The 17,605-nt window shown below is 70.7% G+C and carries 16 protein-coding genes and 4 pseudogenes; 10 read left to right on the top strand and 10 right to left on the bottom strand.

What is annotated here, in order from left to right; all coding sequences use genetic code 11:
- Window positions 1-122 precede the first annotated feature (122 nt).
- Both ACFZDK_RS35270 and ACFZDK_RS35275 read left to right on the top strand, forming a co-directional pair.
- A pseudogene (locus ACFZDK_RS35270) lies at window positions 123-425 on the top strand (thiamine pyrophosphate-binding protein); the annotation flags it as partial.
- Between the two features lie 31 nt (window positions 426-456).
- Complete coding sequence (locus tag ACFZDK_RS35275; RefSeq protein ID WP_390978305.1) at window positions 457-948, top strand: hypothetical protein; 492 nt, start codon at window positions 457-459, stop codon at window positions 946-948.
- Window positions 949-1,175: 227 nt separating this feature from the next.
- Here the strand turns inward: ACFZDK_RS35275 and ACFZDK_RS35280 are convergent.
- A pseudogene (locus ACFZDK_RS35280) lies at window positions 1,176-2,090 on the bottom strand (transposase family protein).
- A gap of 108 nt (window positions 2,091-2,198) precedes the next feature.
- Between ACFZDK_RS35280 and ACFZDK_RS35285 the strand changes: the two are divergent.
- Together ACFZDK_RS35285 and ACFZDK_RS35290 are read left to right on the top strand one after the other, a co-directional pair.
- A protein-coding gene (locus tag ACFZDK_RS35285) for an IS5 family transposase (RefSeq protein ID WP_390978307.1) occupies window positions 2,199-3,016 on the top strand; the annotation gives its coding sequence in 2 pieces (ribosomal slippage) (window positions 2,199-2,547 and window positions 2,547-3,016; 819 coding nt in all).
- A 31-nt stretch (window positions 3,017-3,047) separates the two neighbouring features.
- Window positions 3,048-3,431, top strand: coding sequence for a hypothetical protein (locus ACFZDK_RS35290; protein WP_390978309.1), 384 nt, complete (start codon window positions 3,048-3,050; stop codon window positions 3,429-3,431).
- 71 nt (window positions 3,432-3,502) lie between these two features.
- Here ACFZDK_RS35290 and ACFZDK_RS35295 read toward each other — a convergent pair whose 3' ends face one another.
- Complete coding sequence (locus tag ACFZDK_RS35295) at window positions 3,503-3,964, bottom strand: GNAT family N-acetyltransferase (RefSeq protein ID WP_390978311.1); 462 nt, start codon at window positions 3,962-3,964, stop codon at window positions 3,503-3,505.
- 72 nt (window positions 3,965-4,036) lie between these two features.
- Window positions 4,037-4,549 (bottom strand): helix-turn-helix transcriptional regulator, encoded by a 513-nt coding sequence (locus ACFZDK_RS35300; RefSeq protein WP_390978313.1) that lies wholly within the window; start codon window positions 4,547-4,549, stop codon window positions 4,037-4,039.
- A gap of 56 nt (window positions 4,550-4,605) precedes the next feature.
- On the opposite strand from ACFZDK_RS35300, the gene ACFZDK_RS35305 reads away from it, so the two are divergent.
- Both ACFZDK_RS35305 and ACFZDK_RS35310 read left to right on the top strand, forming a co-directional pair.
- Entirely contained in the window at window positions 4,606-5,298 is a 693-nt protein-coding gene (locus ACFZDK_RS35305) for an isochorismatase family protein (RefSeq protein ID WP_390978315.1), read from the top strand.
- Window positions 5,299-5,340: 42 nt separating this feature from the next.
- Entirely contained in the window at window positions 5,341-5,757 is a 417-nt protein-coding gene (locus tag ACFZDK_RS35310; protein ID WP_390978317.1) for a hypothetical protein, read from the top strand.
- 50 nt (window positions 5,758-5,807) lie between these two features.
- Here the strand turns inward: ACFZDK_RS35310 and ACFZDK_RS35315 are convergent, their stop codons facing one another.
- A complete protein-coding gene (locus tag ACFZDK_RS35315) occupies window positions 5,808-6,548 on the bottom strand; it encodes a methyltransferase domain-containing protein (RefSeq protein WP_390978319.1) in 741 nt (246 codons plus the stop codon).
- 237 nt (window positions 6,549-6,785) lie between these two features.
- On the opposite strand from ACFZDK_RS35315, the gene ACFZDK_RS35320 reads away from it, so the two are divergent.
- Window positions 6,786-7,460 carry a Type 1 glutamine amidotransferase-like domain-containing protein gene (locus ACFZDK_RS35320; RefSeq protein ID WP_390978321.1) on the top strand — a complete coding sequence of 225 codons (675 nt, stop codon included), beginning with the start codon at window positions 6,786-6,788 and terminating at the stop codon, window positions 7,458-7,460.
- 198 nt (window positions 7,461-7,658) lie between these two features.
- On the opposite strand, the gene ACFZDK_RS35325 is transcribed toward ACFZDK_RS35320, so the two are convergent.
- Both ACFZDK_RS35325 and ACFZDK_RS35330 read right to left on the bottom strand, forming a co-directional pair.
- Window positions 7,659-7,886, bottom strand: coding sequence for a hypothetical protein (locus ACFZDK_RS35325; RefSeq protein WP_390978735.1), 228 nt, complete (start codon window positions 7,884-7,886; stop codon window positions 7,659-7,661).
- Between the two features lie 130 nt (window positions 7,887-8,016).
- Window positions 8,017-8,508 (bottom strand): annotated as a pseudogene (locus ACFZDK_RS35330) (MFS transporter); the annotation flags it as partial.
- Window positions 8,509-9,260: 752 nt separating this feature from the next.
- Here ACFZDK_RS35330 and ACFZDK_RS35335 point away from each other — a divergent pair.
- The 3 genes and pseudogenes from ACFZDK_RS35335 to ACFZDK_RS35345 all read left to right on the top strand — a co-directional run.
- Window positions 9,261-9,713: pseudogene (locus tag ACFZDK_RS35335) on the top strand (lectin); the annotation flags it as partial.
- A 63-nt stretch (window positions 9,714-9,776) separates the two neighbouring features.
- Window positions 9,777-10,052: an RlpA-like double-psi beta-barrel domain-containing protein gene (locus tag ACFZDK_RS35340; RefSeq protein WP_390978721.1), complete on the top strand. Its 276-nt coding sequence runs from the start codon at window positions 9,777-9,779 to the stop codon at window positions 10,050-10,052.
- Between the two features lie 86 nt (window positions 10,053-10,138).
- Window positions 10,139-11,266: a glycoside hydrolase family 19 protein gene (locus ACFZDK_RS35345; RefSeq protein WP_390978723.1), complete on the top strand. Its 1,128-nt coding sequence runs from the start codon at window positions 10,139-10,141 to the stop codon at window positions 11,264-11,266.
- A 104-nt stretch (window positions 11,267-11,370) separates the two neighbouring features.
- On the opposite strand, the gene ACFZDK_RS35350 is transcribed toward ACFZDK_RS35345, so the two are convergent.
- From ACFZDK_RS35350 to ACFZDK_RS35365, 4 genes are all read right to left on the bottom strand, one after another.
- Window positions 11,371-15,621 carry a trypsin-like peptidase domain-containing protein gene (locus tag ACFZDK_RS35350; protein ID WP_390978323.1) on the bottom strand — a complete coding sequence of 1,417 codons (4,251 nt, stop codon included), beginning with the start codon at window positions 15,619-15,621 and terminating at the stop codon, window positions 11,371-11,373.
- Window positions 15,605-15,916, bottom strand: coding sequence for a trypco2 family protein (locus ACFZDK_RS35355; RefSeq protein WP_390978325.1), 312 nt, complete (start codon window positions 15,914-15,916; stop codon window positions 15,605-15,607). The genes ACFZDK_RS35350 and ACFZDK_RS35355 overlap by 17 nt, the downstream gene beginning before the upstream one ends.
- 139 nt (window positions 15,917-16,055) lie before the next feature.
- Window positions 16,056-16,367 (bottom strand): hypothetical protein, encoded by a 312-nt coding sequence (locus tag ACFZDK_RS35360; protein WP_390978327.1) that lies wholly within the window; start codon window positions 16,365-16,367, stop codon window positions 16,056-16,058.
- 58 nt (window positions 16,368-16,425) lie between these two features.
- Window positions 16,426-17,580, bottom strand: a complete 1,155-nt coding sequence (locus tag ACFZDK_RS35365) for a SpoIIE family protein phosphatase (protein WP_390978329.1) — start codon at window positions 17,578-17,580, stop codon at window positions 16,426-16,428.
- Between the last annotated feature and the right edge of the window lie 25 nt (window positions 17,581-17,605).

Genomic DNA, 17,605 nt, shown 5'->3' on the forward strand with positions numbered 1-17,605 from the left:
CGGCAGCCGCCACCGCAACGCCTCCGAATGGTTCCGGCGTTCCGCACCCCTCGGTCGGCTGCCGACGAGTGGCCGGGACCGGTGGCCATGCCTACGTTCGTCTCATAGGTACCGAAGGCGCGATCGAGTCGCAGCACACGGCATCAGTCGAGGACGTCGCGCACCTGTTGGTGCGTTGTCTGCGGGCCGAGGGCGTGGAGTACGTCTTCGGCATCGCCGGGGAGGAGAACATCCGCTTCGTCGACGCGCTGAACGGCTCCGGTATCCGGTACATCCCGGTGCGCCACGAACAGGCCACCTCGTTCATGGCGGAGATCTACGGACGGCTGACCGGCCGGGCCGGGGTGTGCTCGGCGACGCTGGGGACTGGCGCGATCAATCTGCTGCCCGGCACCGCGGACGCCATGACCAACAGCTTGGGGGTGTGTCAGCGACGAACGCGAGACCCTGCGCGACATGCTCGACACCGCACCCGACGTGACCGCCTCCCACCCCGGGCAGACGATCATCGGCGACTGGAACTACTACGGCCGTGAGTTCGAGCACGACCTCACTGGACGTGACCTGAAGCTGCTGCGCCCGGCCCGCAAGGGCGAGCCCGAGCGGGCCGGCGCTCACTTGTTCAAGCCGCCCGGTCAGGTCATCGAGTCGATCAACCAGACCTTGCACGGGACAAACCCGAGGCTCATGACGGCGGGGGCAGCGCCGTGGCGCGCCACCCGGGACGGCCTCTCTTCCAGGGTGGGCGGCGTCGGCGGTGTGACTCAGGCGGGCGGCGATCAGACGGACGGCCTCGTCGATATCACCGCCGAGGACCGCCGCGGCGAGGGCACGATGCTGGAGGGAGTGCTCCATGTCGATGGACGTGGCGGCGAATCGCTGCGTCTGGTCCTGCAGGATGCCGCATATCCGCAGCATCCTGGTTGCGCCCTCCCGAACCCCGGCTGACCAGCAGCGTCCCGTCCCCGCGAACAGCACCACCATCCGGAGCCTTGGAACCCGGCGCCCACCTGACGCGACAACCGGGCCATCAGCCTGACCAAAGCCCCGAAAATCCCCAACAACGCTCGCCACAAAGGGCCGCCAGCAAGCTGACGTCCCCTCATGAACGATCGAGGCTAACGAGTTGGTGCGTGATCGCGGGTGAGGCGTGCTCGTCCTACTCACGGCCGTTCTCAGATCGTGGCGGTGCGGTCGGAGACGAGGTTGGCGATGGCGCGGTAGGTGTCGCGGAGGCGGTCGCGGCGGTGGGTCCAGCGCGTCAGTTGTTTCCAGCGTTTGTGGTCGGCGAGGGCGTGTTCGACGGTGATGCGGTCGGATGAGTGTTCGTGGCGGTCGCGTTCCCACTGCTGGACTCTGCCGGGCAGTGCTCCGGGCCGTGGTTTTCGTGGTGGTGTGATCGCTTGCCCGCGGTGGTCGCGGCTCAGGCCGAGGTAGCCGTCGTCCAGGAGGACCTCGACGTCGGGGAAGTGCTGGAAGCAGACGTCGATGCCTTCGTTGCGGGCGGCCGTGGCATCGTGCATACGCCCAGGCCGCAGGGTGTCGGTCCATAAGGTGCGGCCGCGCCAGTCAGCGATGACGGTGGCCTTCATGGTGTTCTGTTTCTTCTTTCCGGAAACGAATGCGCGCCGTCCGCCGCGGCCGGCCGGTGGTCGGCGGACCTGGATCTCGGTGGCGTCCAGCCGCAGCTCGATGCCTTCGGCCTGGGCATAGGCGAACACGTCGGCCAGAGTCCGCAATCGCAGGCCGGGGCGGTCGGGGACCGCGCACCCCCGCTCGGCCAGGAGCGTACGTATCTCGGCGATCGCACGGGTGATGGTGGAGCGGTCGACACCGAACAGCAGCCCCAACACCGAATGCGGCAAGTCGTGCCGCAGATGGATCAGCGTGGCCACCAGCCGGTCGACGAACACCAGCTGGTGACGGGCACCGGCACCCGCGGCCCGCTTCCTGGCCCCACCTCACGCAGCATGGCGACGCCCCTCGACCCCGGCTTGCCACGGGACCGCCAACTCCTCGACCAGGACCGCGAGATGCCGCCGAGAGATCCCCGTGAACAGCCGATGCGCCAACACCGCCCGATTGACCATGATCGCCACACCCGGATCATGCCACCGGCCAGGCACGACGCCTCACCCGCTATCACGCACCAACTCGTTAGACCGTGTCCTACGTGGTGAGGCGTCGTTGTTCCGGGCATGGGGCGGGGTACGTGGAGTTGGATTGTTCCGGACGGGCTATGGGAGATCGCGAAGCCGCTGGTCCCGCCCGCGAGAGTGCGGCCGCAGGGCGGCGGAACGCAGGACACGCCTGATGAGACGCTGTTCGCGGCCATCATCTACGTCCTGGTCAGTGGCTGCGCCTGGCGCCATCTGTCGCCCTGCTTCGGCATATCGAAGTCGACGGCTCACCGCCGCTTCCGGATCTGGTCGAGGGCGGGTGTCTGGGGCCGCCTCCACGAGGCCGTGCTGCACCGGCTTGACGACGCCGGCCTCATCGATGTCACCCGCGTCGTCCTGGACACCGCCCATGTCCGCACTAAAAAAGGGGCGAACACACAGGTCCGAGCCCCGTGGGCCGCGGTAAGCCGGGTTCCAAGATGCACGTCCTGTCGGACGCGAACGGACTGCCCCTCCTCGTGGGCGTCTCGGCGGGTAACACCCACGACAGCGAAAGGCTGAAGCCCATGGTCGAGGGTCACCAAACGAGACACGACCCCCACCGCGGCCGCTACTTCAAGCCCCAGCGCCTGCACGCGGACAAGGCCTACGACCGTGCTGATCTGCGGAAATGGTTACGTGGCAAGCGCATCGGAGTGCGGATCGCGCGCAGGGGCATCGAGTCCAGCGAGCGATTGGGTCGCCGCAGGTGGGTGATCGAGCGCACGATGTCGTGGCTGTCGGGCTACCGCCGGCTCAGCCCCCGCTACGAACGCAATCCCCGCAACTACCTGGCCTTTCTCGGACTTGCCGCAGCCCTCTGCTGCTACAAGCGCCTCGTCCGCCTCACCACGTAGGACACGGTCTTAACGACGGGAGCCGAAGGCCATGCCGCACATCACCGCTTTTGCCAGGAACCGGTGGTACGAGTCCGGTGCGGTCACCGACCTCACGATCCGCGGGAACACCTTCACCCTGCCCAGCGGTCCGGTCATCTTCGTGGAGCCGACCAACCAGGTCGTGGACCCGGCACACCCGGTGCACCACGACATCAAGGTCCAGGACAACAGGTTCGACGTCGGTGACGTCACCGTCGTCAACGCCAAGAGCGTCGGAGGGTTCGCCTTCACCGGCAACACCGTGCGCCGACTGGAAAAGGCCGACGCACCGCCGTACACCTCGCCCCTGTTCGTCTTCCACGGGAGTACGGGGATCCGCATCGCCCACAACGACTACGACAAGGGCCTCAACACGTCCGTGGTCACGGACTGATTCGGACGTCTCCCCGGCGGCGGACAGCTGTTGTTTTCGCCGGCCGCCGGGTGCGTCCTCGTGGCAGCCCCTCACTCCGCAACCCTGCGCAGATACCGGGTGAGGGTTCGGCCGGGAATCGATCCGGAGGGAACGCGGCTGACGGGGACCCCGCCCATGGCCTCGTAGAAGGGCTCGGCGTTCGGGTCCGCATCGATGGTGAACTGGGTGAATCCCAAGGCCTGGGCAGTCTCGACAGCGTGGGTGAACAGCAGACGGCCGATGCCCTTCCCGATCGCACGCGGGTCGACGAACATCATGCCCAACACGCCCTGCGGCGGCTCACCCTCCAAGGTCGTGAAGCCCACGACGCTGCCGGCTCCCTCTGCCACGGTCGTTCGGCGGGTGCCGAGTTCCGCGTCCGTGAGCGTCAACTCCTCACGGCACGACGCGAGAAACGCGGCGTCATACCCCCAGTGGGCCTTGGACCGCAGCGCAAGATCGGACAAGAACCGTGCTTCCCCGGATCGAGCAGACCGGATCGAGATGGTCACCCAGCACCTCCACAAACCATTCGCCGTCATCCCATGATCCAGGCGCGCGGCTTCCGGGAACAGACGGTGGCGTCAGCCCAGCGCCTCCTGCAGCCAGGCCTGTTCCGCGTGGCTGGTGGCGCGGGCGATGGTGAGCATGCCGCGACGGTAGGGGTCGTCGGTGTCCTCGGCGCGGAGTGGGCGATCGCCGTCGTGGAAGAAGCTCGCGGGCTGTCGCAGGAATTCCAGGCGTCGGCGCAGTACCGCGTGCTGGTCGGCGGTGTCGGGGAGTTGGGAGAGGAAGGCGAGGACGGTGAAGTACCGGGTGCTGTCGCTGATGTCCAGGCCGTCGGCGTCCCGCAGCCGGCGCAGGAGTTCGGCGCGACCGATGGCGGTCAGGCTCAGGGTGTGCCGATGTGCGGCGGAGGCGCCGGGCTCGGTTCTGCGATCCAGTAGCCCGGCGTCGACGAGCCGGTTGATTGCCGGATAGAGGCTGCCGTCGCTGACCGGCCGGGCGTGACCGGACAAGTGCGCTATCCGGCGGCGCAGTTGGTAGCCGTGCAGCGGGCCGTCGGCCAGGAATCCCAGGATCGCGAGTTCCAGCATGCTGCTACTCTCGCACATCGAACCGAGGTACCTCGAACCGATGTAGGGGGTTGGGGATGTCGTACACCGAGGAATGGGTGACCGCGCGGGCTCGGGACTCCTACGAGCACGGCCGGGCGTCCTTCGACGTACGGCCGGAGCGCACTGCATTGCTGGTCATCGACATGCAGGATGAATTCGTCCGGCCCGGCTGGAGCCCCTACTGGGTGCCGGCGGCGACCCGGATGGTGCCCAGACTGCGCCGGCTGGTCGAGAGCTGCCGATCCGTCTCTGTCCCGGTGATCTGGACCATCTTCGACGACACCCACCTCGGGCTGGACCGGCCGAGGGCCCTGCGTCACCTTCCGCACGCCGACACCGACTGGCGTCGGCCGGGCCCGGCCGAGGTGTGGCACCAGATGGGCCGCCGGCCCGACGAGGCCCTGATCCGTAAGCCCTCGTACGGCGCGTTCTACGACACTCCGCTCGACACGATGCTCCGCAACCTCGGCCGTGACACGGTCATCGTGACGGGAACGCTCACCAACTACTGCTGCGGCACCACGGCCCGGCAGGCATACGAGCGCGGCTACCAGGTCCTGTTCGGGGCGGACGTCACCGCCACCGACGACGAGTCCCGTCAGGAACCCGAACTCGCCGTCCTGCGCAAAGGCTTCGCGCTCGTCCTGACCGCCGAGCAGATCACGAACCGGCTGACCACGGCCGACACCCGTTTACGAGAGGCCGCCGAGAGGACGAACGGTGACTGATGCGGCAGCAGGTGAGCCTCGATGGCTTGGGGGGGAGCTGAGGTGGAGAACATCCTGGCCGTGGCCATAGGGGCTTGTCTGGGCCTCATAGGTGCCGTGTTCGGGTCCTGGTTCACCGCGCGCCGGCAGGACCGCATGTGGCTGCGCGAACAGAAGCTGAAAGCCGGGGTCGGCTTCAACACCGCCGTGGTCCAGCTCATCGACCACCTCCGGGAAACACAGCTGAGTGACGACGGCGCCGGGGCCAACGAACTGGCGGGCCGGATGCAGGAGGCCCGCTCGGCCATCTACCTCCTCTGCGCCGACGACACCGTCGGCCTCGCCGACGCCCTCGCGCGTCGCGTCTGGAGCTCCCGGCCCACCGAGGGCAGGGACGATCGCAGGGCCGAGCACAGGGAAACGGAGGATCTTCTGCGCCGTTTCACCCGCCGGCTCCGGCAGGAAATCGCCAGGACCTAGCCAGGGCCTGTCCGGCGAGGGTATGCCGTCACGTCCCGGTGTGGCGGAACTTACGGTTTGTGGGTCACCCAGAGCAGTTCCGCCGGCCAGCGGTGTGCCCAGTCGGGTGGGTCGGTTTCGTTGTAGCCGTTGGGTGTTCCGGGTTCGGGCCGCGGCTCGATGAGGTCGTCGATGACGAGACCCGCGCCGCGCAGGACCCTGACCCAGTCGCCGTAGGTGAGCTGATAGCTGGTCGCGCCGTCTCCTTCGGCGATGGTGTCCAGCCCGAAGTAGTCCTGCTGTAGCGTCGTGGTCACGCGGCCGGCGGCTTCGTCGTAGCAAGCCTCGAACCATGGGCTGGCGACGTTGAACACCAGGCGCCCGCCTCGGCTCAAGACTCGTGCGGCCTGCGGGACGGCCAGGTGCGGGGGCGCCCAGCTGAGCCCACCGAAGTCGCAGAACACCAGGTCGAAGCTGTCGGCGGCGAAGGGGAGTTGTTCGGCGGCGCCCTGCACCAGCGGGTAGCGGACCGCTCCCATCGCGCAGGTCGCTGCGGCGAGTTGGGCTTCGGACAGGTCGAACCCGACCACGGTGGCGCCCTCGGCGGCGAGCGCCCTGGACCACTGCCCGGCACCGCAGCCGAGTTCGAGGACGCGCTTGCCGGTGACGTCGCCCAGGGCGTGCAGGTGCGCGTCGGGGATGGAGTACATGCCCCACAGCCGGGGTGCGGCGCCGATTTGCGGGTCGTGCTCGTGCTGGTAGGCGCTGCTGATCTGGTTCCAGAGCCGCCGGTTGGCGGGGATGCTTTCCACGCGCCGACTCCAGCACTGCCTGCCGGGGGCGGTCAACACGATTAGGGCACTGGCCGGCCCTCGCCTCGGTCCGGCCCTGGCTCGGCCCATGAGCCGCCGGTTTGAGCCGGTGCAGTTCGACGGCCGGGTCCGGAGCCGCGCGCCAGGGCAGGGTGATCAGGGCGGCGAGTTCATCGGCCTACTCGGTTCGATGACTCCTGACCTGGGATCCAGTCGTCATTCATCGGGAAGGACAGGATGAAGCTTCTGCTCACTGACTCCGGTGTCAAGAACGCGAGCATCCAGGAGGTGCTGGTCGGCCTCCTCGGCAAGCCGATCGCCGAGTGCAGCGCCCTCTGCATCCCCACCGCGGGGTACGGGGCGCCCGACGCCGATCCGGGCGGGCCGTGGCGGTTCATCAGCGGACGGTCTGCCGGCCCCATGACCGGGTTGGGGTGGAAGTCGGTGGGGGTGCTGGAGCTCACGGCGCTGCCCAGCATCGAGGAGGCGCGCTGGGTCTCCTGGGTCCGGGAGGCCGATGTTCTGCTGGTCAACGGTGGTGACGCGTTGTATCTGGGCCACTGGATGCGGGAGTCCGGGCTGGCTGGACTCCTGCCGTCGCTGCCCGACACGGTCTACGTGGGACTCAGCGCCGGGAGCATGGTGATGACCCCCCGTATCGGGGAGGAGTTCGTGGGCTGGAGACCGCCGGCCGGTGGCGACGGCACGCTGGGCGTGGTCGATTTTTCGATCTTCCCGCACCTGGATCATCCGGCCTGTCCGGAGAACACCATGGCCCGGGCGGAACGATGGGCCGCCAGGATCGCGGGGCCGGCGTATGCGATGGACGAGCAGACCGCCATCAAGGTGGTCGACGGCGCCGTCGAGGTGGTCTCCGAGGGCCGTTGGAGGTATTTCGGCCCGACCTCGTAACTCGTAACCCGGACCGGGACCTTCTGGGTGGTCGACCAGTGCTCGACGATCTTGCCGTGTTGTACACGGAACATCTCGACGGTCGCGGTGTATTCGGGGTGTGCCGCGAACTGGTCGGCGTAAGCCCTCCTGGCGGCGGCGCCGCGCCGATCAAACCTGCGGCCGTGGCCGTCGGCAGACAGCTGCTCCGCTGCCGCGTCAGGCCCGGGTGGTCCGGTGCGGGGCCGTCGGTCGTCGGAGGAGAGGCAGCAGGGCTGCCGCCATGACCACCGACGCGAACCCCAGGGTGCTTACGGCGGCGGTGCGCAGCCCGGTGGTGGACTGCAGGGCCGTCAGGGTGAACGGGCGGAGGAACTGGCCCAGGAAGAACGACGCGGTCCACAGGCCGGTGCCACGGCCGCGGTTGGCGTACTGCAGCTTGGACATCGCCCAGGTGAGCAGGGAAGGCAGCAGAAAGCCGGTGCCGATGCAGTTGAGGGCTGCCGATCATGGACGCGAAGATGACGCTCCCGCAGACGGTGCCCGCGCCGGCGATCGCCGTGACCATGCCGATGAGGCCGCTGGACTCTGTGCCCAGACCGTTCATCAGGTACGCCGTCTCCACCGGGACGGTGTAGAACACGATGCCGCCGCACACCGAGAGGCCACGGATGCCCGCCGGGCGCAGGGCCGAGGCCGGCCGCCGCGCCGGGTCGGGTGCCTCGTGCTCGTCGGCGCGCGATCGGGATCCGGGCAGGAAAACGGCCATGGCGGGGGCGAGGAGCAGTCCGACGGCGTAGAGCCGGAACGGGGCGTGCCAGTCGGAGGTGCCCATGGCGCCGCCGAGGATGATGAAGGCGGTGGCGGAGACGGTGGCACACACCGACTGCAGGGCCAGGTAGCGGTCGCGCATCCGGCCCCCGTAGTGGTCGCCGATCAGTGTGGTGCAGGCGGTCATGATGAACGCCTCCGCCGCACCGAGCAGGGCCCGGCCGGCCACGACGGCACGGAGCGAGTCCAGCCACAGCGGGGCGGTGCCGAACAGCGCGTACAGCAGGGTCGCGCCCACCAGCAGGCGTTTGCGCCCGAAGCGGTCGATCAGGACACCCGCGAGCAGGGCGAGTGAGCGCGGGGACCGTGAGGATCATCGGGACCAGCACGCCCGCGTAGGGCTGCGTACCGAAGTTGTCCTGCAGCTTCGGCAGCATCGGAGCAAGCAGCACCGCGCCGAGGACCGGCAGACAGCTGCCGGCCATCAGGAGCGTCACGCTCACCTGGCCCCCGGCTGGGGCGCGGACTCGGCGCCGCGCACGAGAACATCGTCGGCGGGTACGGGCTGCGGAGCGAATCCGGGCATGCAGGGTCTCCACAACGGCGGTCGCCAGGGCGCGCAGTGGGGTACCGCCGTGGACGTGCCAGATCGCGGGTCGGCGCCTCGTCGAGCGGATACACAGACGAGGGGCGGCATCAGGACTTGCATGACTATGGGTCAGAACGTCACCCACGCCTACCCCTTGGCTCATTCGACCTCCGGATCACGGACATCCGCCCGCTGGATGCCCTGAGGCCCGTCCCGCGGACTGCGATCCCATGATCAGGGGAACACTCCGGCGCCGGAGGATCAGAGGACACCGACAGATGTGGCATGTCCACGCCTTGACGGCCTTGGTATAGACCTTTAGCTTTCACGGTGTCAGGTCATCCTGACGTGCGTCCAGTCGGCCTCCGCCACACGTGCGTGTCCTTTCCGGAAAGGCTCCCCCACCCCCCATGGCTGCTCGCTCCTCCCTCCTCACCACCGCGTTACGCGGCACTCCTCCCATGGCTCTGCTGGCCTTGCTGCTCAGCCCGTCGACCGCCGCACCGGCTGCCGCGGCGACCGCGGCAGCAGCGGCGACCGGCCCGGTCACGGGCCTCGCCGGCAAGTGCCTCGACGTCGCCGGTGCCAACTCCGCCGACGGCACCCCGGTGCAGCTCTACGACTGCAACGGCACCGGCGCCCAGCAGTGGACCCTGGGCGCCGACAACACCCTGCGCGCCCTGGGCAAATGCCTCGACGTCACCGCCAACTCCACCGCCGACGGCGCCAAGATCCAGCTGTGGTCCTGCACGGGCGGCGCCAACCAGCGGTGGACCGTCACCGCCGCCCACGACATCGTCAACCCCGCGGCGAACAAGTGCCTCGACGTCACCGACCGTTCCTCCGCCAACGGCGCCCGGATCCAGATCTGGAGCTGCACCGGATCCGACAACCAGAAGTGGAACGCTCCCGCTCCCGCGGATCAGAGCGGCGAACAGTGCTGGGCCACGCACTACGGCCCCCAGCCACCCGGCGCCCTGACCGCCAGCGGCGAGGTCTTCGACAACAACGCCGACACGGTCGCCACCTCCCTCTCCCGTCAGCCTCAACTGCCCTTCGGCACGCTGGTCCAGGTCACCAACGTCGCCAACGGCCGCTCCCTGACGGTGCGGGTCAACGACCGTGGGACGTTCGTCCAGACCCCGCAGGAACCCAAGTGCCTCGATCTGACCGACGGCGCGTTCAGCAGGCTCGGCGGCGTTCTCGACCCCGACGCCGGGCACATCGTCGTGACCCAGAAGGTCCTCGGCTGAGCCGGCGCCGCAGCAGGCCCGGTCACGCTCTCTCACCCTCCTCGTTTCGCGTCAGGAGCAGCTCCCCCATGCGTCCTTCTCTCCTCATGTCCCGGCTCGGCGGGCGCTCCGCCCTCGGCCGCCTCGCCGTCGGCGTCGTCCTCGCCGCCGTCCTGTCCGCCCTGTTCGCCGTCGCCCCGGCGCAGGCGGCGACCGGCCAGATCACCGGGCTGGCCGGCAAGTGCGTCGACGCGGCCGCCGCGAGCAGCGCCAACGGAACGGCCGTGCAGCTCTACGACTGCAACGGCACCGGCGCCCAGAGCTGGTCCAACAACGGCGACGGCACCCTGCGCGTCCTCGGCAAGTGTCTCGACGTGGTCGACCGCAGCACGGCCGACGGAGCCCCCGTCCAGCTCTGGGACTGTTCCGGCGGAGCGAACCAGCAGTGGGTCGTCACCGCCGCCCACGACATCGTCAACCCCGCCGCCAACAAGTGCCTCGACGTGACGGGCAACAACAGCGCCAACGGCACCCGCCTGCAGATATGGACGTGCAGCGGCGGCGCCAACCAGAAGTGGAACGCCCCGGCCGGTGGTGGCGGCGGCGGTACCCCGTCCGGGTTCGCCGTCAGCGAGGCGCAGTTCAACCAGATGTTCCCGAACCGGAACGGCTTCTACACCTACCAGGGCCTGACCGCCGCGCTCAGCGCGTACCCCGGCTTCGCCGACACCGGCAGCGACACCACCAAGAAGCAGGAGGCCGCCGCCTTCCTCGCCAACGTCAGCCACGAGACCGGCGGCCTGGTCTACGTCGTCGAGCAGAACACCGCCAACTACCCGACGTACTGCGACTGGAGCCAGTCCTACGGCTGCCCCGCGGGCCAGTCCGCCTACTACGGACGCGGCCCCATCCAGCTCAGCTGGAACTTCAACTACAAGGCCGCCGGCGACGCGCTCGGCATCGACCTCCTCAACAACCCCTGGCTGGTGCAGAACGACTCGGCCGTCGCCTGGAAGACCGGCCTGTGGTACTGGAACACCCAGACCGGCCCCGGCACGATGACGCCCCACAACGCCATGGTCAACGGTGCGGGGTTCGGCCAGACCATCCGCTCCATCAACGGCTCCCTGGAATGCGACGGCCGCAACCCGGCCCAGGTCCAGAGCCGCGTCGACGCCTACCAGCGCTTCACCTCGATCCTCGGCGTGTCCCCGGGCAGCAACCTGTACTGCTGATCACTTCCGGGCCCCGGACTCGCCGAGGGCCGCATGGTGGACCGGCCATCAGCAAGTGCGGCCCACCACCGGGGAGCGTCGGCGCTCGGGGGGGGCGGCACCGGTCACGCGCCCGCGACCGCCCGGTCGTCGAGGCCCAGTTGTGCGAAGACGGTGTCGCGGACGCGAAGGACGGTGTCCGGGTCGAGGACGGCCAGGACCTGGATCGCGTGGTACCAGCCGTCCGGGGTGAGCGCCTCCGCCAGCAGGTCTCTCGCAAGGGCGGGATCCGGACCGGAGCGCTTCGGGAGGAGGAGCGGGGCGAGCCGCCGGGCGGTCAGCAAACTGGACCGCTCACCCGCGAAGATCGGGGTGGCCAGTCGGTGGAGGAGGGCCTGGGCCACGTACTCGGCGATGACCATCAGGGCCACCGCGCGTTCCTCCTCCGTCTCCTTGCCTCGTGCCATAGCGCGGGCCGCCTCGAGTTCGCCGAGGGCCGCGTACACGAGGATCTCCACGTCCCCCGGCCGGAAGCCGGGGATCTCACGGGCACATTCGGCAAGGAGCGCGTCCATACGGTGACGCGCCTCGGCCGGATCGGTGGCCGCCGTCACGAGGGCGAGCAGGGCGTCCTCGTCCACATCGTTCCCGCTCGTCGGGTCGTTCCGGAGCGGCAGCGCGGTCCAGGCCCAGGCGCCGCGCTCCCCGTCGTGGGCGGCCACTGTGGCGAGGAGATACGCGATGTCCCGGACGCGAGGGGGCCGCAGACTCGTCACCAGGTCGAAGAGGTTGTCGAAGACGCGGCCTGCCACCTCGCGGTCGTGGAACCACAGGCCGGCCGCGACCTCCGCCCACGTGACCCTTCTGTGGTAGCCGTCCCTCCAGTGCGTCACGTCGTCCTGCGAGCCCTGTTCGACGACAGCCACGGCGGCGTCGACCGCACCCGCACGCGCCAGGGCCTGAGCGGCGTTCACCCTGGTGTTCGGGCGTACGTTCCTGTCGTCTTCGATCGTGGCCGCCTCGTCGAGCGCCCGCTCCGCCAACCGCACCGCCCGGTCGGGTTCGTCGGGCGCGACGGCCACGGCCACGGCGGAGTACCCCCAGGCATGTGCCTTGGGCTCGTCGATCCCCTCGACGAGACGCTCGGCCTCGTCGAACAGGCCGACAGCGGCGAGCGCGGTCGCGAGGGCGGCGAGCGCGACGCTCAGGTACTCCGGCATCGGTCCCGCGGTCGCGGACCGCCCCTCGGCCCGGCGGAGGATGCGCAGTGCCCGCGCGGGATCGGTCGCGGCCAGCTCGCCGGCGAGGGCGGTCAGCGCTTCGAACACCCCTCCGTGCCAGGCGACCGTCCCGCCGAGCAGCAGCGCCTCGAGTTCGCTGTCGGCTCCCGCCTCCGCGAGCAGCACGGCGACGCGGGCGCCCGAGCGCTCATGCACTTCCGGCGTCCGGTGGTACCACCCCTGCTCCAATGCCGCCCATGCCTGCGCCGCCCTGCCCTCACGGGCCCGGCCGTCGGCGATCGCCAGCCACATGTCCGCCAGTTGGTAGTGCTCCGCCTCGCCCGGCGCGGATTCCGTGAGCCGCTCCGCCTCGTCCACCCGGCCCTCCGCGACGAGGGCGAGCACGGTGTCGGACAGGCTCGCGCCGCCGTTCTCCCGTCGTAGCGTGCTGACGCTCTCCCGGGCCAGCACCGCCCGCGCCAGCACCGTCCGGGCCTGAGCCGCACGGCTCCCGTTCTCCGCCGCGGCCGGCCGCACCCGGTGCAGAGCCTCGGCGGCGAGCGCGAGTTCGTCCGCGTAGGCGTCCGTGTGCTGCCGGGCCAGCGGGGCCAGGGAGGCGTACAGCCGTGCCCCGTGGTCGACGTCGGTTCCCGTCGCCCAGGCCTCGGCGAGCAGCGCCCGTGTGGCGAGTCGGATCCGCGGTGCCCTGATCCGCTCGGCGAAGTGTTCCACCCGCCGCACCAGCTCGGACGCGCCGACCGGTTCCGGGACCGCCGCGAAGGTCGTCGTGAACGCCTCGATCAACGCGGCGGCCATCTCGTCGTCCTCGGGCCTGTCCTGCTCGCGCAGAGAGTGGGTCCATCCGTCGAGCAGGCGTCCCGCCTCCTCCCCGTCGCCCGCGGCCGCCAGAACGGCGATCAGGGTTCCCCTCGCCGCGAGCGCGCAAGGGGGGTCGTCGAAGAACCGTACGTCCGACGGAATCGCCTCGGCGGTCCGCAGCGCCTCCTTCGCCACCTCCAGGGCCCGCCGGTCACCCGCGGCGGCCAGGGCGCGTGCGACGCCGGTCAGTGCGGGGGCGCGGAGGAGGGGGTGCGGGAGGCTGCGCGCCAGACCGACGGCCTGCCGGACCCGGCCGAGGAGGGCGTACGCCCGGGGAACGTCCGGATGCAGCTGGTCGTTGCGGCGGGCCACCATGTCCTGCGCGGCCGCGAGTGCGGCGAGCGTCCCCAGGTCGTCGGGGGTGGTCCGCAGGACGGTCTCGCGCACGGCGGCGAGCTCGGCCAGGCACGCGGCGTCGCTGCCGGTCGCCTCGTGGAGCCGGTCGCGGCGCCGCGGGTCCGTGGCGAGGGAGGTGGCACGGCGGGTGTCCCCGAGGAGGGTGAGCAGCCGCCCGTACGGCCGGAGCAGGTAGGGCGGGGTGTCCTCCGGCCAGCCGCGCTCCGCGTACCGGTCCGCCCAGGCGTGCAGTCGCTCCAGGTAGCCGCCCAGATCCGGCCCGAGTTCCTGCTGGGCGGCGGTGCGGAGGGTGTCGTGGGCGAAGAGGTACCCATGCGTGGGCGCGTACAGCAACAGGTCGTCGCCGTGGCCGTCGGGTCCGCCGCCTCCGCCGTGGGCATCGCCCCGCAGCCGCACGATCCGCCCGAACGCGCTGTCCAGCCGTCGGCGCAGTTCGTCGTACGGCGGTTCACCGGTGAGTCTGTACAGGTCGTCCAGGTTGAGCGGTCCGCGTGCGACGGTGAGAAAACCGACCAGGTCGCGTGGGAGCCGCTCGCCGGAGAGGGCTTGCCGGAGGTCGAACTTGGCCTCGTGCTCGGTGTGGCGGGCGGCGGCCGTCGCCGACAGAGTCACCACCCGGCAGGTGCGCAGCGGGTGTCCGCCCTTGACGTCGTCCGGGAGGGCGGGGGCGGTGCGACTGGTGACCAGGACGCGCAGGCCCGGCGGCGGCCGTTCGGGCAGCAGGGAGGCGATGCTCGGGCCGGTGCGGCCGGGGGTGAGGGACTGGTCCTCGTCCAGGCCGTCCACCACCAGGAGCAGCGTGCCGCCGTCCCGGGCCACCTGCTCGGCGGCCTCGCGCAGCAGCAGTCGGCGCTCGCCGTCGCGGGCGGTCGGGGAGGTGGTGGGGGTCGGTTCGCGGCCCACGACGGCCGCGAGCTGGTCGATGAGGGCGGCCGTGCAGGCGTCGCCGTCGGACTGGCCGGCGTCGCGCGCGGTGACGAAGAACCAGACCGGGACGACTCCGCACGGCGGATGGAGGGCGAACCAGGCCGCCAGCGCCGTCTTGCCCGCCCAGGGCGGCCCCTGGAGCCAGAGGTACCGTTCCGTGCCCCCGCAGAAGGACACCAGGTCCGCGAGCTCCTGCTCGCGCTCGCTCAGTGACTCCGGGGCGCTGCTGTCCGCGAGTTGGGCCCGGTAGAACTCCTGGACGCGGCCCACATGCGCGGGCCGGGTGGCGGAGGGCAGCGCGGAGGAGCCGAGCCGATGCCCCAACAGCCTTTCCAGATCGGCCTGTCGGGTGTCGTCCAGGACCTCCGCCCAGCGGTCGACCCGGCTCGCGGCGATCCGGCCCGTGCCCTCGGCACGGTGGTGGCGGCTGACCACGCCGACCAGCAGACCGCCGCTGAAGACCGCCGCACCGGACATGCCCTCCCAGGCGTCCCGCGCGGGATCCGGATCCTCGGCGGGCGCCGGGGAGACGCCGAGGTCGAGCGTGCCCTCACGCCGGTTGGACAGCACCGCGCAGGTCGCGTGCACGTGCTCGGCGTCCCGGAACCGTGAACCGTCCGTGTCCGTACGGAGTTTGAAGCGCGGGAAGCCCACTGCCGTGCACCGCACCACCGTGTCCTGCTCGCCCAGACCGCCGTACGCGACCGACGCCACGTCGTCCTCGGGCACCGCCAGCACGGCCACGTCGATCCCCGGGTCCGCCCAGACCACCGCCGCCTCGACCGTCCGCTCCCCCGGCCGGTCGGCCTCGTAGCGCACCTCCACGTCCACGGCACCCTCGACGACGTGCGCGGCCGTGAGGACCCGCCCCGGCGCGACGAGATAGCCCGAGCCCCGGCGCCCCCCACCGGGCCGGTCACCCTCACCCGGCAGTCGGACGATGATCTCCGCGACCCGCTCGGGCCGCAGCCCCTGCTCAGCGTTCGCCGTCAACCTCGCCGCCCGTGATCATCACCGTCCGCGGCGATCTCCCGTCCGCCGACAGCTGCTTGGGGGTGAGCGTGAGCGTGATCCGCTGGGTCTCGGCCTGCGTGTACTTGCCGTTGGCGCCCGCGTCGACGACCCACAGCCGGACCTTGGCGTCCGCGCCTGCCTCGCGCGAGACGGCGACGGACGCCTCGACCTCCACCGGCCCCAGCTCGAAGCGAACGGTCTCCCCGTCGCCGTCGACCAGAGCAGTGGTCAGCTGCTGCCGCAGTTCCCGGATCAGGTCGGCCAGTTCGATCACACGTCCCCCTCGTGCGGCGGTGCTCAGATGGTACAAGTCGCCCGGTGGCACCGCCCGTCTCGCACGGGATGTGTACACGAGATCTGTACACGGGATGTACCCCCGGCGGGCCGCCGACGTGCTGTCGGGCCGCCACGGCTCACGCGTCGCGGAGTCGGAGGCCGAGCAGGCCGGCGAGCAGTGCGGCGGCCGCCCACGTGGCGAGGACGCCGAGACCTGTCCAGGGGCCGATGGGCAGGTCGTGCCGGCCGGTGGTGGCCTGGACGGCGAGGCCTGCGGTTATGGGTCCGATCTGCTGGAGGTGCCGGTGCCAGTCGGGGTCGGTGACGACGGCGGCGAGGATCGGGAAGAGGTGGAGCAGGCCGAGGACGGTCCCGATCGCGGTGGCGGAGTCCCGGACGGCGGTGGCGACGCCCAGGCCGAGCAGGGCGACGAGGACGAGGTGGAGCACCGAGCCGGCGACGAGCTCTCGTACTCCAGCTCCGAGGCTGTTGTTCAGCCGTGATGGTTCAGTCCCGCTGTACGACGATCATGGCCATGTCGTCGTTGAGCCGACCGTCGGTGTAGGCCCGGACGTCCGCGGCGAGCCGTTCGGCGAGCGGACCGGGCGCCTTGTCCGCCCAGACCGTGGCCCGCTCGGCGAGCGGATAGAAGTCACCGGCCGCGTTCCGGGCCTCGCTGACGCCGTCGGTGTACAGGACCAGCCGGTCACCGTGGTCGAACGGGAAGGTCGCCGGTACGTAGCAGCCGTCGGCATCGTCGATGGTGTTCGTGTCGGCGGGCCTGACACCCAGGCCCAGCGGGGGCGCCGGTTCGGGGACCGTCAGCACCCGTGCCGTCCCGGTGCGGCCGGCCAGCAGGAGGGGCGGCGGGTGCCCGCAGCTGATCAGGTGTACCACGGGCTCGCCGTCCGGGATGTCGATGACGGCGGCGGTCACGAAGCGCTCGGCGGCGTCCTCCTCCGGCTCCGCGAACTCCGCGAGTCCCCACCGGACGGCGTCCTCGATGTAGGCGACCAGCTCCGGCAGCGGGATCCGGCGGTGTGCGGCGGCGCGGAAGGCGCCCAGCACGATCGCCGTGTCGCCGATCGAGGGAAGCCCCTTGCCGCGGACGTCCCCGATGAGGATCCGTGTGGAGCCGGGGATCCGGGCGGCGGCGTACAGGTCGCCGCCGATGGTCGCGTCCGCCTCGGCGCTGCGGTAGTGCGAGGCGAGGGTGACGGGGCCGGCCCGCTTCGGCAACGGCCGCAGTACGACGCGCTGTGCCGCGTCGGACACCGAGCGCACCCGGGCGAGCTCCCGTTCGCGCCGGTCCCGCAGGCCGGTGAAGAGGACGAAGAACGCGCAGACGGCGAGGAGGGCGGAGAGTTCGACGAGGACACTCTCGGTGGTCAGCGTCCGCCGCTGCGCGCCCGCGACGACCAGCGCGAGGACCGCCAACGCCCCGATCAGGGCGGTGGTGCGCGGCCCGGCACCGATCGCGGTGACCGCCACGGCGACGACGAGCAGGTGGGCGAGATGGATGTCCGGCGGCAGGAACCCGTCGGCCACCGGGATCGCGATGATCAGCAGGACGGGTCCGGCCGGCCACAGCGGTCCTGGCGCGGAATGACGCCATGCACGCCAGGTGTCGACCACAGGCGTCGTGATGATGGCAACGTTCACGTCCTGCTCCGGTACTCGTCGTTCC

It is taken from the genome of Streptomyces sp. NPDC007901 (assembly GCF_042959465.1).
Classification (GTDB): domain Bacteria; phylum Actinomycetota; class Actinomycetes; order Streptomycetales; family Streptomycetaceae; genus Streptomyces.